Here is a 20,071-nt window from a genome sequence, read left to right on the forward strand (position 1 = left end):
AATAAGACAAATCGAGCAGTGAAAAAGCTTGTTTTCAATAACAGTGTGCATCACGCGTCAGAACCCGCATGTCCCGCTGCGAGTCTCCGTGCGCGATATTCCGACGCAGGTACGCCCTCGAGCTCGCGAAAAACGCGGTTGAACTGCTTCGCGTTTTCAAAGCCGACGCGCTGGCCGATCTCGACTATCTTGTCGTCCGTCCGCGCCAGCAGCGCCTTCGCCTTCTCGATCCGCACGGCCTTTACGTACGATACGAAACTCTGACCCGTGAATTCCTTGAACAGCTCGCTGAAGTACGAGTAATTAAGGGACACGTGATTGGACACCGTGGCCATGTTCAGATCCTCCGCATAATGATCCTCGATATACGCGACGGCCTTACGCATCTCCCGATGGTCCCCGAGCGCCGAGCGAACCGTACGTACGTAATCGTCGAGCCGGAACAAAAGGTTTTCCGCCTCGTGAAAATATTCGTGTATGTCCGAGAAATGATAGATGCTGCCGACCCGCTTATACAGACGCAATATTTCCAGGGATTCCTCGCCGTACGTGCGGAACACGCCGTCGAACACCATCTCGTTCATTCGCTTGCTGAGACGCTCGAGATAGTCCAGCGATACCTCCGTTGTCTTCTTCAAGTCGAAAAGGCGCACCAGAATCGCCTTCATCTCCGACTCGCGGTCCGTCCCCAGCATGTTAGCGAGCCTGCGGATGTCGTCGACCGGCACCTCAAGCGCATCCTCCCTGTTCATCACGCTCTCGTAGCGGATGATCGAGGAGCTGCAGCGCGGCATAAGCAGGCTGTAACCCGCGGCGCGCCGGGCTTCCGCGTAGCCCGTACGGATATCCGCGAGCTTCTCCTTTTGGCGGCTGAGCCCGATATGATAGGCGGAGGACACGCTCTTATCCTTTAAATACAGCATCAGCCGGTCGAACAGCGCTGCCTCGTCCGTCAATACGATCAAATAGCCGTCCTGATCCTCCAGATAAAACGAAGCGCGACCTTCGGGGCTCCGCGCGAGAAACTCCTGCGCCAGCACGTTCTGTCGGCTGTCGCCGGCGAACTTGAGCGCGCCGACCCGATAGGCCGGCTCGAGACGCTGCAGACCCGCGGACCGGCAGCGCTCCGCCGCCTCATCCGGATCGACGGCAGGGTGCACGAATATATAATTCAGCTGGGCCGCCCGCAGTTCTTCCCTTACCCGGCCGGCTTCGTCAAGCCGGCTCTCCGCGTCTTCGGCGCGGTTCAGCTCCTCTTCCACCCGGTCCAAAATGCCGTACATCTCCTCCCGGACGATCGGCTTCAGCAAATATTCCCGCACATGGAATTTGATCGCTTCCTTGGCATAATGAAAGTCGTCATGGCCGCTCAGGATGATGACGGCGGTTTTCGGCGACAGCTCCGCCGCATGCCGGATGAGGGTCAAGCCGTCCATCTCGGGCATGCGGATGTCCGTGATCAGAATGTCGATCCGCCTGCTCCCGATGACGGCCAGCGCCTCCGCTCCGTCGACGGCCAGCGACACGTCATACCGCTCCCGGTACTGGCGCTCGATCATAGCCTTCAATCCTGCGCGTATGTTTTTCTCGTCGTCGACGATCAGCAGCGTTCGCATCAGCCGGCGCCTCCCGTCAATATAAAATAAGGAATCCGAAGGATTACCCGCGTATAGACGCCTTCCTCGCTCTCCACCGTCAATCCGTACGCTTTGCCATAATAGAGCTGAATGCGCTGATTCACGTTGCGCAGCCCGATGCCTCCGCCTTCCTGCCCGGTATCCGCCCTCGGCGCGGCCCCGACGGGGGACTCCGTCGCCTCAAGGGATATCGACCGGTTGAGCTGCGCGACCCGGTCGGCCGGCATGCCGCAGCCGTCGTCGCGGACGGCGAGCAGGAGCGTCCCTTCGCGCGCTTCCGTCTCGATGCGGATCGTCAGCTCCCGCATCGTCGACGCGCGCAATCCGTGCTTGACAGCATTCTCCACGATCGGCTGCAGCGACATCTTCAGCAGCTCCTGGTCCAGCAGCGAGGACGGAATGTCGAGGACGAGGCGGATTTTGTTCTCGTACCGGATATTCATGATGGCGATATAGTTGGTAATGTGCGCCGCCTCGTCGCGAAGCCTGACGTATTCGCTCGTCCACTTGAGATTGTAGCGCATCAGTCCGCCGAGCGAGGTGAGGGCATCGGAGATCGGGTACTGTCCCTCTACCTCGGCCATCATCTTTATATTTTCCAGCGTATTGTAGAGAAAGTGGGAGTCGATCTGGTTTTTCAGCGACCGCAGCTCGGTCTCCTTGGACGCCGCCTTTTTGTTCACCGCGTCCGCGATGAGCTCGTTGATCTTGCGCAGCATCTTGCGGAAATGATGGGCCAGCTCGCCCACCTCGCCGCCGCCTCTGACCGTCAGATCGAACCCGAAATCGCCCTTGCGCGCCTTCTTCATCGAATCGGCCAGAATGTGCAGCTTTTTTAAAATAAACGAATTGAGCACGTAAGTCGCGATACCGAGAATCGCGATCAGGATGACGTTGACCGCGATGATGCGGTCCCGCATCTGCCTGGCGCCGTCGAGTACATGTTGAAGCGAGACGATGTTCACCATCCGGGCGCCCAGCGGCTCGATCTCGCGGGATACGGCCAGGAAAGGCTTGCCGCCAAGCGTCAGACGGAAGCTCGCGGACGACTCGCGGCCCGCCGGAGTCAGCGCTTCAGCCAGCGCCTCCGGCGTTATGCCCGTCGACGCCAGCAGCTTCTGCTGACGATTGAAGAACAGATTGCCCTGCGCGTCGGAGATGACGAGCTGGGAAACGTCGTCCTCGCCGCTGCCGAACGTCTTGGGAAAAAAGCTCGCCATCGGCATATCGACCTCGAGAATGCCGGCATGGACGCCCAGCGGGTACATGATCTCCTTCAGAAAGGCGACCTTCGGCAGTCCGGCATTCGACTCGTTCTCGAATATCAGCTTGAACGGATCCGGGTCGCTTGGCGCAAGGCTCCACTCGGTCCGGTCCTGCGAAGCGGTCAGACGGCCGAACCAGGGCTCCGACGCCATCCGCGACTCGTCCGCGAACGCCGGATAGATCTCGTTAATCCGCTTGTTGTCGAAGAAAATGCGAATATGCGTAATATTCGGGTTGTTGTATTGAAGCCGGCCGATCGCCGGGACGACGGTCGTGCTGAAGGCGATCAGCTCGGCGGTGTCCGGGTCCGTCGTCCGGGAAATGTAATCGAGCACTTCCTGGTCCGCCAAGCTGAGGTCGGCCGCGCGCCGGATCGTCTCGATGTTGTTGTCGATGTTCAGCCGTTCGATCTCGAGCGTATTTTCGTTTTTCCGCTCCATATCCTTGACCGCGCTTCCCGCGAACTGCTGAAACAGCAGCAGCGAGATCAGGACGCTCGGGATGAGCAGGATGAGCACGTACGAGAGAATCAGCCGCTTCTGCAGCGACCACTGCTCCTGCCGTTCGATCAGCCTTCGTATCGTTTTTTTCCACAATGTCCGCATCCGCATGCCGTCACTTCCGTTTGCCGTCGTATTCGTCGCTTCGCCAGAAAACTCCAAAAGGACATGCCGTCCCGGAAGGGACGACAGTCCTTGGTCAAAGCCTTACTTCATGAAATCCGCAAGCTTCTTGACGTTCTCTTCGAACTTCTTCTGGCGGAACGCCTGCATGGCGTCATAGCCGGCCTTGGCGCGGTCGTCCTTGAATTGCTGCAGCGTCTTGTCAAAATCCGCGTCGGACTTGGACAGCAGCAGCTTCGGCAGCGCCTTGCTCCAGAGCGTGTCGATCTTCGTCTTGGTGATGCCTTCGGGAGACGTGGCCGGCGGATCGATCAGATCGTACTGCGAATAGCTGACCGTCTTGCCGCGGGTCCAGTCCTCCATCTGCTTGGTCGGTTCGACGCTCGGCGGCGCCCATTGCAGGTTCATGTTCGTATCCATCAGCATCCAGAAGGTGTACGACGAGCCATACTTTTTGTCGAAAGAAGTGCGGTCGGACTGCATCAGCTGCAGCGCTTCCGGCTTGAATTGATCCTTACCGTCGATCGTATCATACGAGAAGCCCTTCTCGCCAAGGTACAGATCCTTCTGCCCTTCCTCGCTGATCAGGTAGCTGAGGAATTTGATGGCGCGCGCTTTGTCCTTGACGTCCTTGGAGATAAGCGTGACCGTCCATCCCGAGATCGAAGGTCCTGCGAGCTTGGGCGGATCCTGGTTCGCGTTGGCCGGACCGTCGACGGCGATGTAGACGGAGTTCGGATCCTTGGCGTACAGCACGTTCTCCTGAGCGGCCAGGTCGGAGCGCTGGTAGATCATCGCAAAGTAGCGGCCCTGCGCGATCTTCTCCTCCATTTGGGTGCGCTTGTCGATGAAAATATCCTTCGCAAGCAGGCCGTCCTGGTTCGCCTGGCGGAATACCTTAAGCCAATTCACGTACGCCTCGTTGTCGACGAGCGCGTATTTGTCGTTCAGCTTGCCGTCCACGTCGCGCGGGATCGCCAGGAAATCGGCCAGGTAATCCTCGAGCGAGTAGTTGCCCGTCGGCGTGAATTCGTGCAGGCCGAGCGGAATGAGCGGCTGGCCGTTCACGTCGGGGAACTTCTCCTTCGCCGCCTTGAGCGCGGCGAGGAAGCCTTCCGGCGTCCGCATATCCGGCTTGCCCAGCGCCTCGTACATGTCCTTGCGGACGAGGAACGTCTGGTTGGACGTAAAATTCGTGCCGTACGTCTCGTAGTCCTTGGGCGAGGACGACGCGTTCGGGTATCCGTAGACGTTGCCGTCCGGCTGGGTGTACCAGCTCAGCTTCGCGGGGTCGGCGACCTTGAAGAAATAAGGATCGTATTCCTTGGCCAGCTCGTTAAGCGGCAGCACGAGCCCGCCCTCCTGCATTTTCTTCACGGCGTCCTCGTACCAGCCGAGCGTGATGAAGTCCGGCAGCTTGCCCGAGGCGATCATCGTGTTCATCTTCTCGTTCTCGTTGCCCGCCGGGACGATGAAGTTGATGTTGACGCCCGTCTTCTTCGTGACGTACTGGGAGGTCGGATCGACGCCCCACTTGTTCGGGAACCAGGAGAAGTTCAGGTACCAGTCGAACGTGATCGGCTTGGCGGCGTCGGCCTGCCAGCCGGGCGCGTCGGCGGAAGCTTCGCCGCTGCTCTCCGCGCTCGCGGATGAGGTCGCCGAAGCCGAAGGCGAGCTGGCGGAGGGGCTGGCGCTGCTTGAAGCGGTGGCGCTCGAGCTCGACTGGGTCTCGTTGTTGCTGCCGCCGGCGCAGGCAGACAGCGAGAAGGTCAGCGCGAGCAGCAGCGTGGAAGCAATCGTTTTGTTGGATACGCGTTTGTTCATGTTCGTTCCCCTTTGCTTATCTGATTGACAGTCTTTATGTGGTCAGTCGTGGTTGCCCGTATGGAACGGAAATGAATGCAGGATCATCGGATCCGCGTCAGCCCTTGATCGATCCGATCATAAGCCCCTTCACGAAGTACCGCTGCAGAAACGGATACGCGAGCACGATCGGCAGCGTCGTGACGACCATCGTCGCCATTTTAACCGAGTTGGACGTGACGGACTTCGTGATGCCGCCTGCCGCCGCCGTGACCATCTGGCTCGTATCGTTCTGCGCGACGACGCGGTAGAGAAACGTCTGGATCGGCTGCAGCTCGGTATTCTGCGTGATGTAGATGACGCCCGCAAAGTAGTCGTTCCACTGCCACACGCCGTGGAAGAGGGCGATCGTCGCGACGACCGGCAGCGAGACCGGGATGACGACCCGGAGGAACAGCACCAGGTCGTTGGCGCCGTCGATCTTGGCGGCCTCCTCGAGGCCTTGCGGCAGCTCGCGGAAAAACGAGACGAAAATGATCAGGTCGAAGAAGCTGAACATGGCCGGGATAATGTAGACAAAGAAATTGTCCAACAACTGCAAATCGCGGATAAGCAGAAATGTCGGGATGAGCCCGCCGTTGAAGATCATCGTGACCGTGCCGAGGATCATGTACAGATTGCGGCCGATCAGCTCCCGCCGGGAGAACGCGTAAGCGACCATTGCCGTGAAAAACACGTGCAGGACGGTGCCGACGAGCGTCTTGGCGACCGTGATCCCCATCGCCGTTACGATGCCGGGATTGTCGACGACCGCCGCGTAGTTGTCCAGGGTGAACACCCGTGGCAGCCAGTAGATACCGCCGCGCATGGCGTCCTGCCCGCTGTTCAGCGAGTTGACGAGCACGTACCAGACGGGATAGAGCGTCAAAAAGCAGATGACGAGCATCAGCAGGACGTTAACACCGTCGAAGACGGCCTCGCCTCTCGTTTTTCGTTTTAATGCGAACATCGGATTCCCTCCCTTCGGGTCAGAACAGCGTGGATTGATTCATGCGCTTCAGGATGCCGTTCGCGCCGAGCAGCAGTCCGAGCGTGATGACCGACTTGATCAGGCCGACGGCGGTCGCGTACGAATAGCGGGATTGGGAGATGCCCGTCTGATACACGAAGATGTCGATGACGTTGCTCGTACTGTCGTTGAGCGCATTGCGCATGACGAAGATCTGATCGAAGTTGGAGGTCAGAAGACCGCTGACCGCCAGAATGAACAGGATGGAGATCGTGCCGGCGATGCCGGGCAGCGTCACGTACCGCATTTTCTGGAAGCGTCCGGCGCCGTCGATCGTCGCCGCTTCGTACATTTCCGGGGATACGCTCGCCATGGCCGCCAGATAAATGATCGCCGACCAGCCCAGCTCCTTCCATATGTCCGAGGAGACCACTATCGTCCAGAAGTAGCCCGGACTGGCCAGATAATCGACCGGATTGCGGATGAGCCCGAGCGCCTGCAGAAACTTGTTGATGACGCCCACGTCCGACAGCCAGGTCGTCAGAATGCCGCCCAAGATGACCCATGACAGGAAGTGCGGCAAGTATGAGATCGTCTGCACCGCTTTTTTGAACCGGACTGACCTGAGCTCGTTCAGGAAAAGAGCGAACAGAATCGGCAGCGGGAAGCCGACGATCAGCTTGAGCAAGCTGATGCCGATCGTGTTGCGGATGACGCCTGGCAGCTGATCGTCCGAGAAAAATTCCCGGAAATGCGTCAGGCCCACCCAAGGCGCCTCGCCGACCGACTTGATGATGTTGTACTCCTTGAACGCGATGATAAGGCCGTACATTGGGATGTAGTTGAACACGAGCATCCAGGCTACGCCCAGCAAGGCCATCGCTTGGAGGTAGCGCTGGGCGAGCAGCTTCCTGGCCCATCCGGCCGCGCCGCCTTTGCGCGCGCGCACCGGCGTTCGCTGCGCTTCGAGCGCCTCCGCCCGGGCATCCATACGATCGACCTCCCGTCTTTTTACATGTAAGTGTTTTCATCTGTTTGTATTGTACGATCCCTCCCGTATTGTTGGGTAGGCTCGATATTTCGTATCGCGTCTCCGTTTTTCGGAAGTTGGTCCGGGGTGGGGGATGCTGGACGCAGTCAAGCGCAGTCCGTCGCAGTTCTTTGGTTCCTTGGCGGTGCGATTTATCTAAGTAGCTCGACATTATACGAAATGCTTCGATACGCGTTCACAAATCCGTAATACGTTACCCATTGTGCAACATTGCACTTTGGGCAATAATATACGTAAGAAGGCCATTTGCCCGCACTTTGCTTTTCATCCTGAATCGAGGTGTAACAATAAGAACGATATGATGATCAAACAAAACCTACGCGACCTGAAAAAAGAAGCGACAGCCCACGCGCTGGCGGATGCGGCCTACGAGCTCGCGCTGGAACGGGGGCTCGACGGCTTCGTGGTGGACGACATTGCGCAGCGTGCAGGCTATTCCAGAAGAACGTTCGCCAACCATTTTTCTTGCAAGGAAGAAGCCGTGGTTATGGCGACGCTCACCTTCAAGGAAAAGCACGAGCCGGAAAAGCTGCTGGCCAGCATCCCCGAAGGCGCTCACCCGCTCGATACGATGTACCATTTGCTGAAAATGCGGCTGACGGCCGAGCTGTTCCGCAAGATGCGCACCCTGGTCGCCATGTCCAAGCATTCGCCGACGCTCGAGCCGTACATTCTCATTCTGTTACGCAAGCTGCAGTTCGAAGCGCAGTCGATCTTGAGCGAGCTGTCGGGCGGACGTTACCCCGAGGGCTACGCCCATCTGCTGGCCGGCGCGACCTACGGCGTCATGCTACCGCTCATCGACGGCAGTCTTAACGTACTTCTGCCCGGCGAACCGGCGGTAGAATCCGCTGAAGCAATGAGTTTCGAGCAATACCTGGATACGGCTTTCAACCATTTGCGCAAGGGCTTCTAATTTAGATTTTCGCACAGATCCGTATATATAAAGGAGAGAATCCCCCGTTATGTCGACATTCCTGTACAAAGTAGGCAAGACCGCTTACGGCAAGCCGTGGCCGTTCATCGCCGGCTGGATCGTCATTCTCGCCGTCGTCCTCGCCATGCTCGGCGTGAACGGCATCCACGTCAGCTCCGAGATGAAGATCGAGGGCACGGAGTCGCAAAAGGTGCTGGACCAGCTGGCCGAGGAGCTGCCGGCAGCATCCGGCGGCCAGGCCAGCATCGTATTCACCGCGCCGAAGGGCGAACGCCTCGATACCGCCGAGCGCGGTGCATTGATTCAAAAAGCCGTCAACGACGTCTACACGAACTCGTACGTTATAAATCCGGCGGAGCTGGCCCAACAGGCAGCTGCTGGCGCTTCGGCCGATGTAAACCAGGCGAGCGGTGAAGCAGGCGGTCAGACGGAAGGCTCGGCAGCAGCCGGCGCGTCCCAGGATAGCGGGGCCGGCCAAGCCGCAGCCGCCGCAGCGCCTTACGGGCCGATGATGCTCGACGGCGCGCCGGTGCCCGGCGTCCTGATCGCCGCCGACGGCAGCGTCGCGCTGTTCCAGTTCCAATTCACCGTGCAGCAGACTTCGCTGCCCGAAGAAGTGCCTGATCAAATCATCGAAGCCGCGGAGAGCGTCCAGCAGAACGGCTCCGGCATCACCGCGCTGCCGAGCGACTCGCTGAAGAGCAAGCCGGCGATCGGCTCCACCGAGGCGGTCGGCATCGTCGTCGCGGCCGTCGTGCTGCTGATGACCCTCGGCTCGGTCGTCGCCGCCGGGCTGCCGCTCCTGATCGCCATCCTCGGAGTCGGCATCAGCGTCGGCGCAGCCTTCGCGCTCTCCAAATTCATCACGATGACCGACATTACGCCGGTGCTCGCGTTGATGGTCGGACTCGCGGTCGGGATCGACTATGCGCTGTTTATCGTCAACCGGCAGCGCCGCATGATTCTCGACCAGGGACTCAGCGCGCGCGAAGCCGCCAGCCGGGCGATCGGCACGGCCGGCAGCGCCGTTTTCTTCGCCGGACTGACCGTCATTATCGCGCTCTGCGGCATGCTCGTCATCGGCATCACGTTCCTGTCGGCCATGGCGTTGGTCGCCGCGGCGACCGTCCTCGTCAACGTGCTGATCGCCCTGACCCTGCTGCCTGCGCTGCTTGGCCTGATCGGCGAACGCATATGCTCTGCGAAGGCGCGCGCTAAAAAGATGACGGCGGCGACCGAAAAGCATGGATTCGCGCATGCCTGGGTCAAAGGCATCGTCAAGGTACGCTGGCTCGTCGTGGTCATCGTCATCGTCGTGCTCGGCTTCGCAGCCATTCCGGTCGCCGAGATGAAGATGGGGATTCCGTCCGGCGCGACGGCGAACCTGGACACGGGCGCGCGTCAGAGCTACGACGCCATCTCGGCAGGCTTCGGTGAAGGCTACAACGGCCCGCTTCTGCTGGTCGCCGAGCCGCGCGCGGCGTCGGGCAGGATCACGATGGAGACGCTGGGCGCGATTGTCCAAGGCCTCCAGAAGCAAGAAGGCGTCGCGATCGTCTCGCCGATGGGCGTGAACGAAGCAGGCAACATCGGCATCATCAGCCTGATCCCGACGACCGGTCCGACGGACGACGCGACCAAGGATCTCGTACAGGCGCTCCGCGCCAAGGATTCTCAGATTGCGCAGACTAACGACGTCAAGATCGGCGTCACGGGCTTTACCGCCATCAACATCGACATGTCCGCCAAGCTGGCGGAGGCTTTCCCCGTCTACATCGTCATCATCGTGATCTTGTCGCTGATCATCCTGCTGCTCGTCTTCCGGTCGATCATCGTGCCGATCAAGGCGACGGTCGGCTTCCTGCTCAGCGTACTCGCTACGTTCGGGATCACGACGGCCGTCTACCAATGGGGCTGGCTCCACTCGATTTTCGGCTTCGATACAGGCGGACCGCTGCTCAGCTTCATGCCGATCCTGGTCACCGGCATTCTGTACGGGCTGGCCATGGACTATCAGGTATTCCTCGTCAGCTCGATGCGCGAATCCTATGTGCACGGTCATAAAGGGATCTCCAGCGTGGTGCACGGCTACGAGCAGGCAAGCCGCGTCGTCGTGGCAGCCGCCGTCATCATGGTCTCCGTATTCGCCGGCTTTATATTCGCGCCAGACATCATGATCAAGCAGATCGGCTTCGCTCTTGCGGTCGGCATCCTGGTCGACGCCTTTATCGTCCGCATGGCGCTCGTCCCGGCGGTTATGGCGATCTTCGGCAACGCCGCTTGGCGCCTGCCCAAGTGGCTCGACCGCATCCTGCCGAACCTGGACGTCGAAGGCGACAAGCTGCTCGCGCAGCTCAAAGTCCGGGGAGAAAACTGATTATCGGTTAGGACAATCATTGGGACGAAGCAGAGGAATTTCCTGCTTCGTCCCGTTTTCTTTTTTGGTTTGCGGCCACTATTTTGAGCAGATTATGGGCAAGGCAAAGCCGGGACCTCGGCGTTAATTGCGGCTGAAGAGGCGCAGAACAGCGTTACATAACGGGACTTCGGCGATAATAGCAATCGCGGCGAAGAAACGCCTTACAGCGTTACTTTGAGAAATTGGCGAAAATCACGGGAAAAGTGGCGCTATAAAACGTTACATAGCTGACTCCCGGCACCAACAGTGGCGAAGTGACGTTACACAGCGTTTCTTTGCAGAACCGTGGCACCAACCGAGCTGAAGCACACTTTTAAGACGTTCCTTTTGTGCCCTTTATTTTCATGGACGCTTCCAGCATAGATCGCCTTCGCAATCGGAAACCTATTTAGGCTGTCTCATTTTACAACCGGGAGGTGCGACAAATGCCGAACAACAAGCAAAACAACACGACCCGCAAGGGCGCAAACGTTCAAGCGAACAACATTCCGTCTTCGACGCAAAGCGATACGGAATTCGCGTCCGAGCAGTCCCAAGGCACGGGTTCCGTGACGAAGCTGCCTAGCCGCAAAGGCTAAAGCAAACGCGCTTCGGCACCGTCGCCGCCTTGATCGGCAGTCCCGGGGCGGTGCGATGCTGTACTTGCTTGCCCTCCCGAATAAGCAAAAAAATACGATTTACCGCGCAAATAGGGCTGTCCCGACCGGGACAGCCCTATCGTTCGCTTGCCCGCCGTGCATAATTTCCCTTCTCAGCATCCAGAATATAAAGGTTCCATATTTACCCTGCCGAGGGAGGTATGATCCGTGGTCCAGTACAGCCGCTATCAATTGTCCGCCTTGATCATCCTCTTTCAGATCGGCAGCTCATCCTTGTTCCTGCTGGCCAGCGACGCCAAGCGCGATGCCTGGATCGCAACGCTTTTTGCCATGCTCGTCGGCTTCGGGCTGCTCGCGCTAGTTACCTTGACGATTCAGAAGCTCGCGCCCCGCCAGAACCTCATCGATATTTTGCTTGCTTATTTCGGACGGTATGCGGGCACGGCGCTCTCCATCTCCTACGTCCTCTATTTCAGCTACAAATCTATCCGGAATTTCCGCGAATTCAGCGATTTGACGATCGTTTATTTGCTGCCGCAAACCCCGCTTATCATCGTCTTGCTCTTATTGATTCTCTTGTCCGCTTACGCGGTTTATCAGGGCCTTGAGGTTTTTTTCCGTCTAGCGGAAGTTCTGCTGCCCGTCGTCCTGCTCGTCTATGGTTTGCTCATCTTCTTGCTGATCGGCGGAGATATCGTTCATCTCGACCGGCTGCTACCGGTGATGGAGGGCGGCGTCCGGCCGGTATTCGACGCCGCGATTCCCGAGGTAATCTCTTTTCCGTTCGGGGAAATGGTCGTTTTTTTGATGCTCTGGCCCTATTGCAACGACCGCAAAATGCTCAGCCGCGTCACCATGATCAGCTACTTGTTCGCCGGCTTCTTTATCGTCGTTACCAATATGGCCATCATCGGCAGTCTCGGTCCCGTGTCGCAGATCAGCTCCATTCCGTTCATGATGGGCACGAGCTTTATCCAGATTGCGAGCATCATCGAGCGGATGGATCCCTTCGTGGCGCTCCTCCTGTTCACGGGCGTATTCATAAAGCAGACGACTTACTTTTTGGCCGCTACGCTAGCCGCGTCCCGTCTGCTTAACTTGAGGCACCGCGCGATGATTCTGCCGGTCGGTCTGGCGATCTTCGGCGGCTCTCTTCTGTTCCGCAGTCAAATGGCGCAGGTGTGGATCGGTTTTAAATATAATTTGAAGTATCATTTCCCTATTTTTCAAATCGCCATTCCGTTGCTCCTTCTCCTGGTCATGCTGACTAAAAACCGAAGATTGAAGGTGCGCGCGTGACCGAGCGACATTCAACCCCGATTTCCGAATCGTCGGCCGCCGCGCGCGAATGGATCATGAACGAGCTTGGCCACGGCTCGGATATCGTGAGTCGCGCTTTTGCGTGCGGCGCCGACGAGCGGCCCCTCGTGATGATGGTCTATATCGAAGGACTGATCGATCCGATGGCCGTCAACGGGCGGATCGTCGACCGCATTCTGGACGCGTCACATTCGCTCGGCGAAGCGGCTTCCGCGCAAGAACGCTTACGGCTGCTCAAAGAAAAAGTATTGGCCGTCGCCGGCATCGCGGAAGTACGAACGGGCGAAGAACTCCTCAAGGCGCTTCTCGAAGGCCGGACGGTCGTGCTTGCCGAGGGGAGCCAGATCGCCGTCTGCGCGAACACGTCGGGTGGCGAGCATCGCAGCGTAGAAGAACCAAGCTCCCAGACCGTCATCCGCGGTCCGAAGGAAGGATTTACGGAGAGCATCAGGACGAACGCTTCGCTCATCCGAAGAAAGATCAAGTCGCCGAAGCTCCGAATCGATCACAAAAGCATCGGCACGATGACGCAAACGCAAATTGCCGTCGTCTACCTGAAAGGCATTGCCAACCAAAAAATCGTGGACGAAATTCACGAACGCCTCGACGGGATCGATACCGACAGCATCCTGGAGAGCGGTTATATCGAAGAATTCATCCAGGACCGAACGTTTACGCCCTTTCCGACGCTGCAAAATCTGGAGCGCCCCGACGCGATCGTCGGCGGGATCCTGGAAGGACAGATCGCGATCATCGTGGACGGTACGCCCTTCGTGCTCCTCGCGCCGGTCACGTTCAACCGCTTTTTTCAATCGAGCGAAGACTATTATCAGCGCTTTGACATCGCTTCCTTCTTGCGGCTCATCCGGTACGGTTCATTTCTCGTGTCCATGCTGCTCCCTTCGCTGTATATCGCGATCACGACGTTCCATCAGGAGATGATCCCGACGACGCTGCTCGTCAGCCTGGCCGCGCAGCGGGAGGGAACGCCGTTCCCGGCGATCGTGGAAGCCTTTATCATGGAAATCACTTTCGAGGTGCTCCGCGAAGCGGGGGTTCGCATGCCTAGAGCGATGGGGTCGGCGATCTCGATCGTCGGCGCCCTCGTGCTCGGCCAAGCCGCCGTGCAGGCGGGACTCGTATCGGCGGCGATGGTCATCGTCGTCTCCTTCACGGCCATCGCGAACTTCGTCATTCCGTCGATCAACATGGCGACGGCCTCCCGGCTGATCCGATTCGGCATGATGATATTGGGCGGCACCTTCGGCCTGTTCGGCGTCATGACGGGACTGATGTTTTTGCTGATCCACATGGTCAGCCTGCGGTCGTTCGGCATTCCGTTCATGCTGCCGCTGTCCCCGCTCTCGATCGCCAACCTAAAGGATGTATTCATCCGCTTGCCGTGGTGGGCGCTCTCGACCAGGCCGCGGCTGATCGCGGATCCGAAGGCGAACGTCCGGCAAGGAAAAAATCAGAAACCTGCGCCGCCTTCGTCGCCATCCGGAGAAAGGAACGACGAATGAAAGAGAAAATCACGTCCTTTCAAGCGTCGGCGGTTATCATGTTTACGATCGCTCCTACGGGGATTTTGCTGGTTCCCGGCGCGGTCGCGGCATTCGCGAAGCAAAACGCCTGGCAGTCGGTGGCGCTCGGCACGCTCCTCGGGTTCGGAATCGCCGCGCTGATCGGTTATATCTGCAACCAAAATCCCGGGCTGCCGCTGATGGATTGGCTGGAAAAACGATTCGGACGATGGGCCTGCATCGTGATCGGCCTGCTTCTGGCCCGCTACTATATTACGGCCTCCGTCATCACCCTAAGCGAATTTTCGAACTTCATCTCCGATGAAGTGCTGCATCGCACGCCGCAATGGCTGACGATGACAATTATCATACTGGTCGTGGTTTACGCGGTCGGCCAAGGCATCGAGACAATCGTGAGAGTCAATATGATCACTTTTCTTTTCTCGGTCCTGCTGATCGCCGCAGGCTCGCTCCTGATCGCGGAAAACATGCACGCGAAGCAGCTGCTTCCGCTGTGGGAAGGCTCCTTCGCGCCCGTTCTGAAGGGCAGCCTCCTGCCTGCCAGCTGGCTGTCGGAGGTCGCCGTTCTGCTGCTCCTGGCGCCTTATCTCAATAAAAAGAAAAGCGCGATCAGTACGGGAATCGCGGGCGTGGCGTTAGCCGGCGCGGCGATCTGCGTCACCGTGGCCGTCTCGATCGCGACATTCGGCCCGCACCTCGTTCCGCTCATTACCTATCCCGGATTTTTCATCGTGAGCGTCGTCGAGATCGGCAGCCTGCTCGAGCGTCTCGAGATCGTGTTCATCTCGATATGGCTGCTGACGATGTATCTAAAACTCTCGGTTCTCGTGTTCGGAGCTGCGCAGTGTCTGACGCAAACCTTTCGTATTCGCAACGAACGGCCGTTTTTGTTGGCGCTGGGATTGTTTGTCATGCTGAACGCGCTGTGCTCGTGGGGCAATGCCGCGGATTTTTATTCTTTCACGGTCAATACCGGATTTCTGGACCTGCTCTTCAGCAATGTGCTGCTGCCGGCGCTCATTGCGGTCGGCTTGCTGGTCACGGCCAAAGGAACGAAGGGGCGACGGGCCTATGATCCGAACGATTCGTAGCGGCAGCTTGGCAGCCGCTTGCCTGTCCCTCGTCATCTTGCTGTCGGGCTGCTGGGACCGGACCGAGCTCAACGAGCTCGCCATTACTTCGGCCACGAGCTTCGACAAGACGGATACAGGGTGGACAGTCACCTATCAGGTCATCATCCCGTCCGCGATTTCCTCCGGCTATGGCGGCGGCGCGGCAGGCAGCGGCGGCGCGCCTACCACGGTGTATACGACGTCCGGCAAAACGATCAGGGAGGCGGTGTCCCGCAGCGTCCTGGAAAGTCCGCGGCAGCTGTACTTCGCGCATAACCGCGTGTTGGTCGTGAGCGACAGAGCGGCCCGCTCCGGCATGAACGCCATATTGGACGTATACTTCCGGCAGCCGGAAGCGCGGGAGACGGTCAATATCCTGATCGCGGAAGGCGATCCTTCGCGAATGCTTCGTCAATTGTTCGCCATGGAGCGCATCAGCGGAGAAGGCCTGCAGGCGCTGATCGCGAAGGAAAGCAGGATCGATTCGATACTGCCTGCGGTCAAAGTGTACGAGTTCGCGATGAATATTGTAGGAGACGCGCGAAGCGGCGTACTGCCCGAAATTTACATCGGCGGATCGCCGGACGTGAACGGGACGGATCAGTTGGCGGAGACCAATCTGGCGTCGAGGCTCAAGCTGGGACGGCTGGCCTTGTTCAAGGCCGATCGGATGGTCGGCTGGCTAAGCCAACGCGAAGCGCTTGGCGTCGCCTTTCTAGCTAACCGCGTCAAGTTCGCCACCTTCTCTTTTCCTTGCGGCGACCGGAATAACCAGAGCCAGCTGGGAACCTTCCGGATCACCAAATCTTCGACGAAGCTTACGCCCAGGCTTGACGGCGACCGGCTGACCATGGACGTCCGCATTCGGACCGAAGGCGCGCTAGAGGAGATGAACTGCGCGCTCGACCTGCTGGAGCCCAGCGTCCTTCATCAATTGGAAGCCCGGTTAAAAGAAGAGGTCGATCGTATCGTCGACGACGCCCTGGCTGCCGTCAAAGCGCAAAAAACCGACGTTCTCGGCTTCGCCGACGCCGTCCATCGGCACGATCCGAAATCCTGGGAGCGGCTGAAGAAAAACTGGGACGGGCAGTTTGCGAAGATCGTCGTGAAGACCGACGCCAAGGTGAAGATCGAGCGGGTCGGCGTCAGCACCAAATCGTTTAAAAAGCTCGAGGAGAAAAATACCGAATGAAGCATATCCTGCTCGTCGGACTTGCTGCCGCCGGCTTGGCGCTGTTCGCCTATGTCGGGTGCAGGGCGATGCTCGCGCACGGCAGAAGAAGCGAATCGGCCGGCTTCCTCGCGCTGATCGCCTGGAGTGCTTTTATGGGCTTAGCCAAACTGAACGAGTGGCCCAGCCTGACGTTGATCAGTATACAGCAGTCCGTGCTCAACCCGGCCGGCGATTGGCTGCTGCATCTGATCCATTACCGCTAAAGGCGGCCCTATCGGAAAAAGCCGGGATCATTCGCCTCCCGGCCCGTGCATATCGAACATGTCGAATTCTCTTATTCCTCCGCTTTACTCCGCAGCGCTCCGGTCAAAATCCGCGACGATCAGCATATCAATGCCGCGCGCGCGGCGAAGCATAAAGTGGACGACCGTCTCCTTAAGCAGCGAATACCAAAGCGGTCTGCGCGATTGGCCGACGATGAGCAGCGTTGCGTTCAACTCGTTCATCCGCTGCAGCAGCGCTTCGCCGATCCGCGTGCGGCCGCCGAGTGGAGCGACTTCCATCCTGCCTCCCAGCCGTTCGCAGAGCTGGCGCAGCGTATCCAAGCGTCTGGCGGTGTCGCCGCTCGCCTCTGCGCCCCGCTGCACGTAGTGCACATGCCACTCTGCCTTAAGGCGGTGCGCGATGCGGAAGCCGCGGCGAATGAGCCGCTCGGCTCGCGGACCTGCGTCTACGCACACGAAGATCATCTCCTGCCGCCGCCATTGACCGCGAAGCGACGTATTGCGGTCCCAAGCCTCCAGACGTTCGTCCACGTCGTCCGCCAGCTCCCGGAGCGCAAGCTCCCTTAACGCGATCAGATTGCCGATTTTGAAAAAGGATCCGAGCGCTTGATCGACCTTTTCCGCCGCATAGATTTTCCCCTCGCGCATGCGCTGCTGGAGCATCTGAGGGGTAACGTCGATCAGCTCCACCTCGTCCGCCAGCCGCAGGATCGCATCCGGGACCGTCTCCCGCACGCGAACGCCCGTCAATTGCTTCACCGCGTCGTTCAGACTCTCCAAATGCTGCACGTTTACGGTGGAAATGACGGAAATGCCGCTGTCCAGCAGGCGGATGACGTCTTCGTACCTCTTTTTGTCCCGGCTTCCCGGCACGTTCGTATGCGCCAGCTCGTCGACAAGGACGACCTCGGGCCTGCGCGCGACGATCGCGTCCGTATCCATCTCCTCCAGCCTGGCCGACTGATAAGGGATGACGGCTCTTGGCACGACAGGCAAAGCGCCGACCTGCTCCGCCGTTTCCTTCCTCCCGTGCGTCTCCAGGAGGCCGATGACGACATCGATCCCTTTGCCGAGCAAGCTATTGCCTTCCTGCAGCATTTTGAACGTTTTGCCGACGCCCGGAGCCGCTCCGATATAGACCTTAAAGGTGCCCCGACGGATCGTTTCGATCTTTTTCTCGATCTCTCCCGTGCTGAGACGGCGATATCGCTCCGCGGCCGCCTTGGGCTTGGGCTTGATCGGCAGGATGCGCTCGCCCGTCTGCTCCGCGCGATCCGCCATAATGAACACGTCGATGTTTTTCGTTTTCCGCAGCACCCGGTTGGCGATGGAGCCCTGCCATTTTTCCTGCCAGCGGTTTTTATCGGAATGCCCCATTACGATTCGCGTGACGTTGTTCTCGGTCGCATAACGCACGAGCAGCGACGGAAGCTTGCGCCTGCCGGGAAGCGGCAGCTCCTCGAACTTGGCATCCACCTTCTGGGCAAGCTTTTGAATGGACCGTTTGAAAACCTGCTGGTTCTTGGTCAGCGTCAGCCCGGGACGTACGAACGTCACGACGATCAGATCCCCGTTCAACCGTCTGGCGATCTGCTGCCCTCTGCGTACGTGCAGCGAGCCGTTCCAGTGATATTGCGCGGACACGAGGATACGCTCCGCGGCGCCGGAAGGGCCGACGAGCCCCAGCGACTCGCGATGCTTTTCTAACGAATCGTTGACGCCCTCCGCCATCAGCCGCAGCGAGATTTCACGCAGCACGCCGAGGTTGCCGCGCCGGCACATCGCCGGATGCCGCTCGTTCCCCAGAAGGCCTTCGTCGATCCGCTTCAGGATCGTCTCCGGAGATACGTCGATCAGCCTGACTTCGTCCGCCAGCTCCAGCGTGTCAGAAGGCACCGTCTCCTCCGCCCGTATGCCGGTCAGCTTATAGACGATCTCGTCTTCTCCCTCCAGCTCGTATACGTCGATCGTCGTAATGACGCTGACGCCGTGATCCATCAGGTAGCGAATGTCCTCCAGCCGCGTCCGGAACTTCGCTCCCTCGCGGTTGCGGTGGGCGAGGCCGTCTACGAGTACCACCTCCGGATTGCGGGCGAGCAGCGCGTCCAGCGGCAGATCCTTCTGCTCCTTGCCCTCCTTCCACCAATGAATGCTGGGCACGCGCTCGAGCGCAAGCGTTTGCTGCACCGTTTCCGCACGCTGCATCGTCGTGACCGCGCAGATCACCACGTCGATCCCCTGCTGCCTCAGCAGATTGCCTTCGCGCAGCATATGATACGTTTTGCCCGATCCGCTGACCGCGCCGATGATGACCTTCAAGCGTCCGCGATGCAGCTTCGATATCGAGTATAAAATCTCCTCCGGCGTTTTGCGCCGATACTCCGTCATCCGCTCCCCTCCTCCCGCCGCGGCTGCAGCGCCTGACGTTCCAGAAACTGTTCGATCACGACATTAAACGAATCCGGCTGGCACAGGCTGCTCGGTTCGTTCGCATCGGGGATGATCGCCAGCCTGGCTTGCGGCAGGTGGGCGACGACCTCCTTCATGCGTTCGACGCCAAACGCCGTGTAGTCGCCGACGACGCCCAATGCAGGCCGGGTAATTTCGGTTAGATGAGCCGAGTAATCGATGCGCCTGGTTGCCAGACGCTGCCGGTACAGCTCTCGCGGTCTCCGCTCCAGCACATTTCGCCGGAGCTCGCTGTATGCGAGCCCCCACCGGCGGTATGCGAGGCGCAGCGAGGGGAGCAGCAGCTCGCCCGGCGCGTAATAGTCCACCCAGCTCAGATACGCCGCAGCCAGCTGAAGCTTGCCCATAAGCGTGGATGCTTCGCTGCGGCAGAAGCTGTCGGCGATGACGATCGCCTTGACCCGCTCCGGGTACTGCGCCGCGATCTGCTGGACGATCAAGCCGCCGTAAGCGATGCCGACGAACACCGCCTCGCGGATATGGAGCGCGTTCAGCAGCATAATCAGATCCAGGGACTGCGTATCGATAATGTCGTCCGGAGACTGCCGCAATTCACCCGAGCGGCCGTTACCGCGCAGATCGCAGGCGATCACCTGATAACGGTCTGAAAAGTAATCGAGCTGGGGCTTGAACATGCGATGCGTCCAGCCATGCCCGTGAATGAACAAAAGAGCGGTTCCGCTTCCTTGCGTCTCATAGTAGAGCGACGTTCCGTTAAGCTTGACTACCGGCAAAAGGATACACCTCGTTTATATGCGAAAAATGCGATAAGGACCACAGAGACGGATAGGCAACCGCCCCGTCCGCCATAACAAGCGCGGACA

At 59.1% G+C, this 20,071-nt stretch carries 15 protein-coding genes; 8 read left to right on the plus strand and 7 right to left on the minus strand.

Annotated elements, in window-relative coordinates; translation table 11 throughout:
- Positions 1-50: 50 nt before the first annotated feature.
- The 5 genes from ACFOTD_RS05180 to ACFOTD_RS05200 form a co-directional block, all read right to left on the minus strand.
- Positions 51-1,616 (minus strand): response regulator, encoded by a 1,566-nt coding sequence (locus tag ACFOTD_RS05180; RefSeq protein ID WP_378116401.1) that lies wholly within the window; start codon positions 1,614-1,616, stop codon positions 51-53.
- Complete coding sequence (locus ACFOTD_RS05185; RefSeq protein WP_378116403.1) at positions 1,616-3,565, minus strand: sensor histidine kinase; 1,950 nt, start codon at positions 3,563-3,565, stop codon at positions 1,616-1,618. The genes ACFOTD_RS05180 and ACFOTD_RS05185 overlap by 1 nt, the downstream gene beginning before the upstream one ends.
- A 45-nt stretch (positions 3,566-3,610) precedes the next feature.
- Entirely contained in the window at positions 3,611-5,350 is a 1,740-nt protein-coding gene (locus tag ACFOTD_RS05190) for a type 2 periplasmic-binding domain-containing protein (RefSeq protein ID WP_378116405.1), read from the minus strand.
- Between the two features lie 97 nt (positions 5,351-5,447).
- On the minus strand, positions 5,448-6,338 hold the full coding sequence (locus ACFOTD_RS05195; RefSeq protein ID WP_378116407.1) for a carbohydrate ABC transporter permease: 891 nt from the start codon (positions 6,336-6,338) through the stop codon (positions 5,448-5,450).
- 19 nt (positions 6,339-6,357) lie between these two features.
- Positions 6,358-7,329 (minus strand): ABC transporter permease, encoded by a 972-nt coding sequence (locus tag ACFOTD_RS05200; RefSeq protein WP_378116409.1) that lies wholly within the window; start codon positions 7,327-7,329, stop codon positions 6,358-6,360.
- Between the two features lie 361 nt (positions 7,330-7,690).
- Here ACFOTD_RS05200 and ACFOTD_RS05205 point away from each other — a divergent pair, with 361 nt between their 5' ends.
- The 8 genes from ACFOTD_RS05205 (at position 7,691) to ACFOTD_RS05240 (ending at position 16,757) form a co-directional block, all read left to right on the plus strand.
- A complete protein-coding gene (locus tag ACFOTD_RS05205; RefSeq protein ID WP_378116411.1) occupies positions 7,691-8,305 on the plus strand; it encodes a TetR/AcrR family transcriptional regulator in 615 nt (204 codons plus the stop codon).
- Positions 8,306-8,354: 49 nt separating this feature from the next.
- The gene (locus ACFOTD_RS05210) at positions 8,355-10,703 is read left to right on the plus strand and encodes an MMPL family transporter (RefSeq protein ID WP_378116413.1); all 2,349 of its coding nucleotides are present in this window, start codon (positions 8,355-8,357) and stop codon (positions 10,701-10,703) included.
- 467 nt (positions 10,704-11,170) lie between these two features.
- Complete coding sequence (locus ACFOTD_RS05215) at positions 11,171-11,323, plus strand: hypothetical protein (RefSeq protein WP_378116414.1); 153 nt, start codon at positions 11,171-11,173, stop codon at positions 11,321-11,323.
- Between the two features lie 228 nt (positions 11,324-11,551).
- Positions 11,552-12,643: a GerAB/ArcD/ProY family transporter gene (locus ACFOTD_RS05220; protein WP_378116416.1), complete on the plus strand. Its 1,092-nt coding sequence runs from the start codon at positions 11,552-11,554 to the stop codon at positions 12,641-12,643.
- A 56-nt stretch (positions 12,644-12,699) separates the two neighbouring features.
- Positions 12,700-14,187 carry a spore germination protein gene (locus ACFOTD_RS05225; protein WP_378116498.1) on the plus strand — a complete coding sequence of 496 codons (1,488 nt, stop codon included), beginning with the start codon at positions 12,700-12,702 and terminating at the stop codon, positions 14,185-14,187.
- The gene (locus tag ACFOTD_RS05230) at positions 14,184-15,299 is read left to right on the plus strand and encodes a GerAB/ArcD/ProY family transporter (protein ID WP_378116418.1); all 1,116 of its coding nucleotides are present in this window, start codon (positions 14,184-14,186) and stop codon (positions 15,297-15,299) included. The genes ACFOTD_RS05225 and ACFOTD_RS05230 overlap by 4 nt, the downstream gene beginning before the upstream one ends.
- Entirely contained in the window at positions 15,280-16,512 is a 1,233-nt protein-coding gene (locus ACFOTD_RS05235) for a Ger(x)C family spore germination protein (protein WP_378116419.1), read from the plus strand. The genes ACFOTD_RS05230 and ACFOTD_RS05235 overlap by 20 nt, the downstream gene beginning before the upstream one ends.
- Positions 16,509-16,757, plus strand: a complete 249-nt coding sequence (locus ACFOTD_RS05240) for a hypothetical protein (protein ID WP_378116421.1) — start codon at positions 16,509-16,511, stop codon at positions 16,755-16,757. Before ACFOTD_RS05235 ends, ACFOTD_RS05240 begins: the two co-directional genes overlap by 4 nt.
- Before the next feature lie 84 nt (positions 16,758-16,841).
- Here the strand turns inward: ACFOTD_RS05240 and ACFOTD_RS05245 are convergent, their stop codons facing one another.
- Positions 16,842-19,166, minus strand: a complete 2,325-nt coding sequence (locus tag ACFOTD_RS05245) for a histidine kinase (protein WP_378116423.1) — start codon at positions 19,164-19,166, stop codon at positions 16,842-16,844.
- Complete coding sequence (locus ACFOTD_RS05250) at positions 19,163-19,981, minus strand: alpha/beta fold hydrolase (protein ID WP_378116424.1); 819 nt, start codon at positions 19,979-19,981, stop codon at positions 19,163-19,165. The genes ACFOTD_RS05245 and ACFOTD_RS05250 overlap by 4 nt, the downstream gene beginning before the upstream one ends.
- Positions 19,982-20,071: the final 90 nt, after the last annotated feature.

The organism is Cohnella sp. GCM10012308 (assembly GCF_042649185.1).
Lineage (GTDB): Bacteria > Bacillota > Bacilli > Paenibacillales > Paenibacillaceae > Cohnella.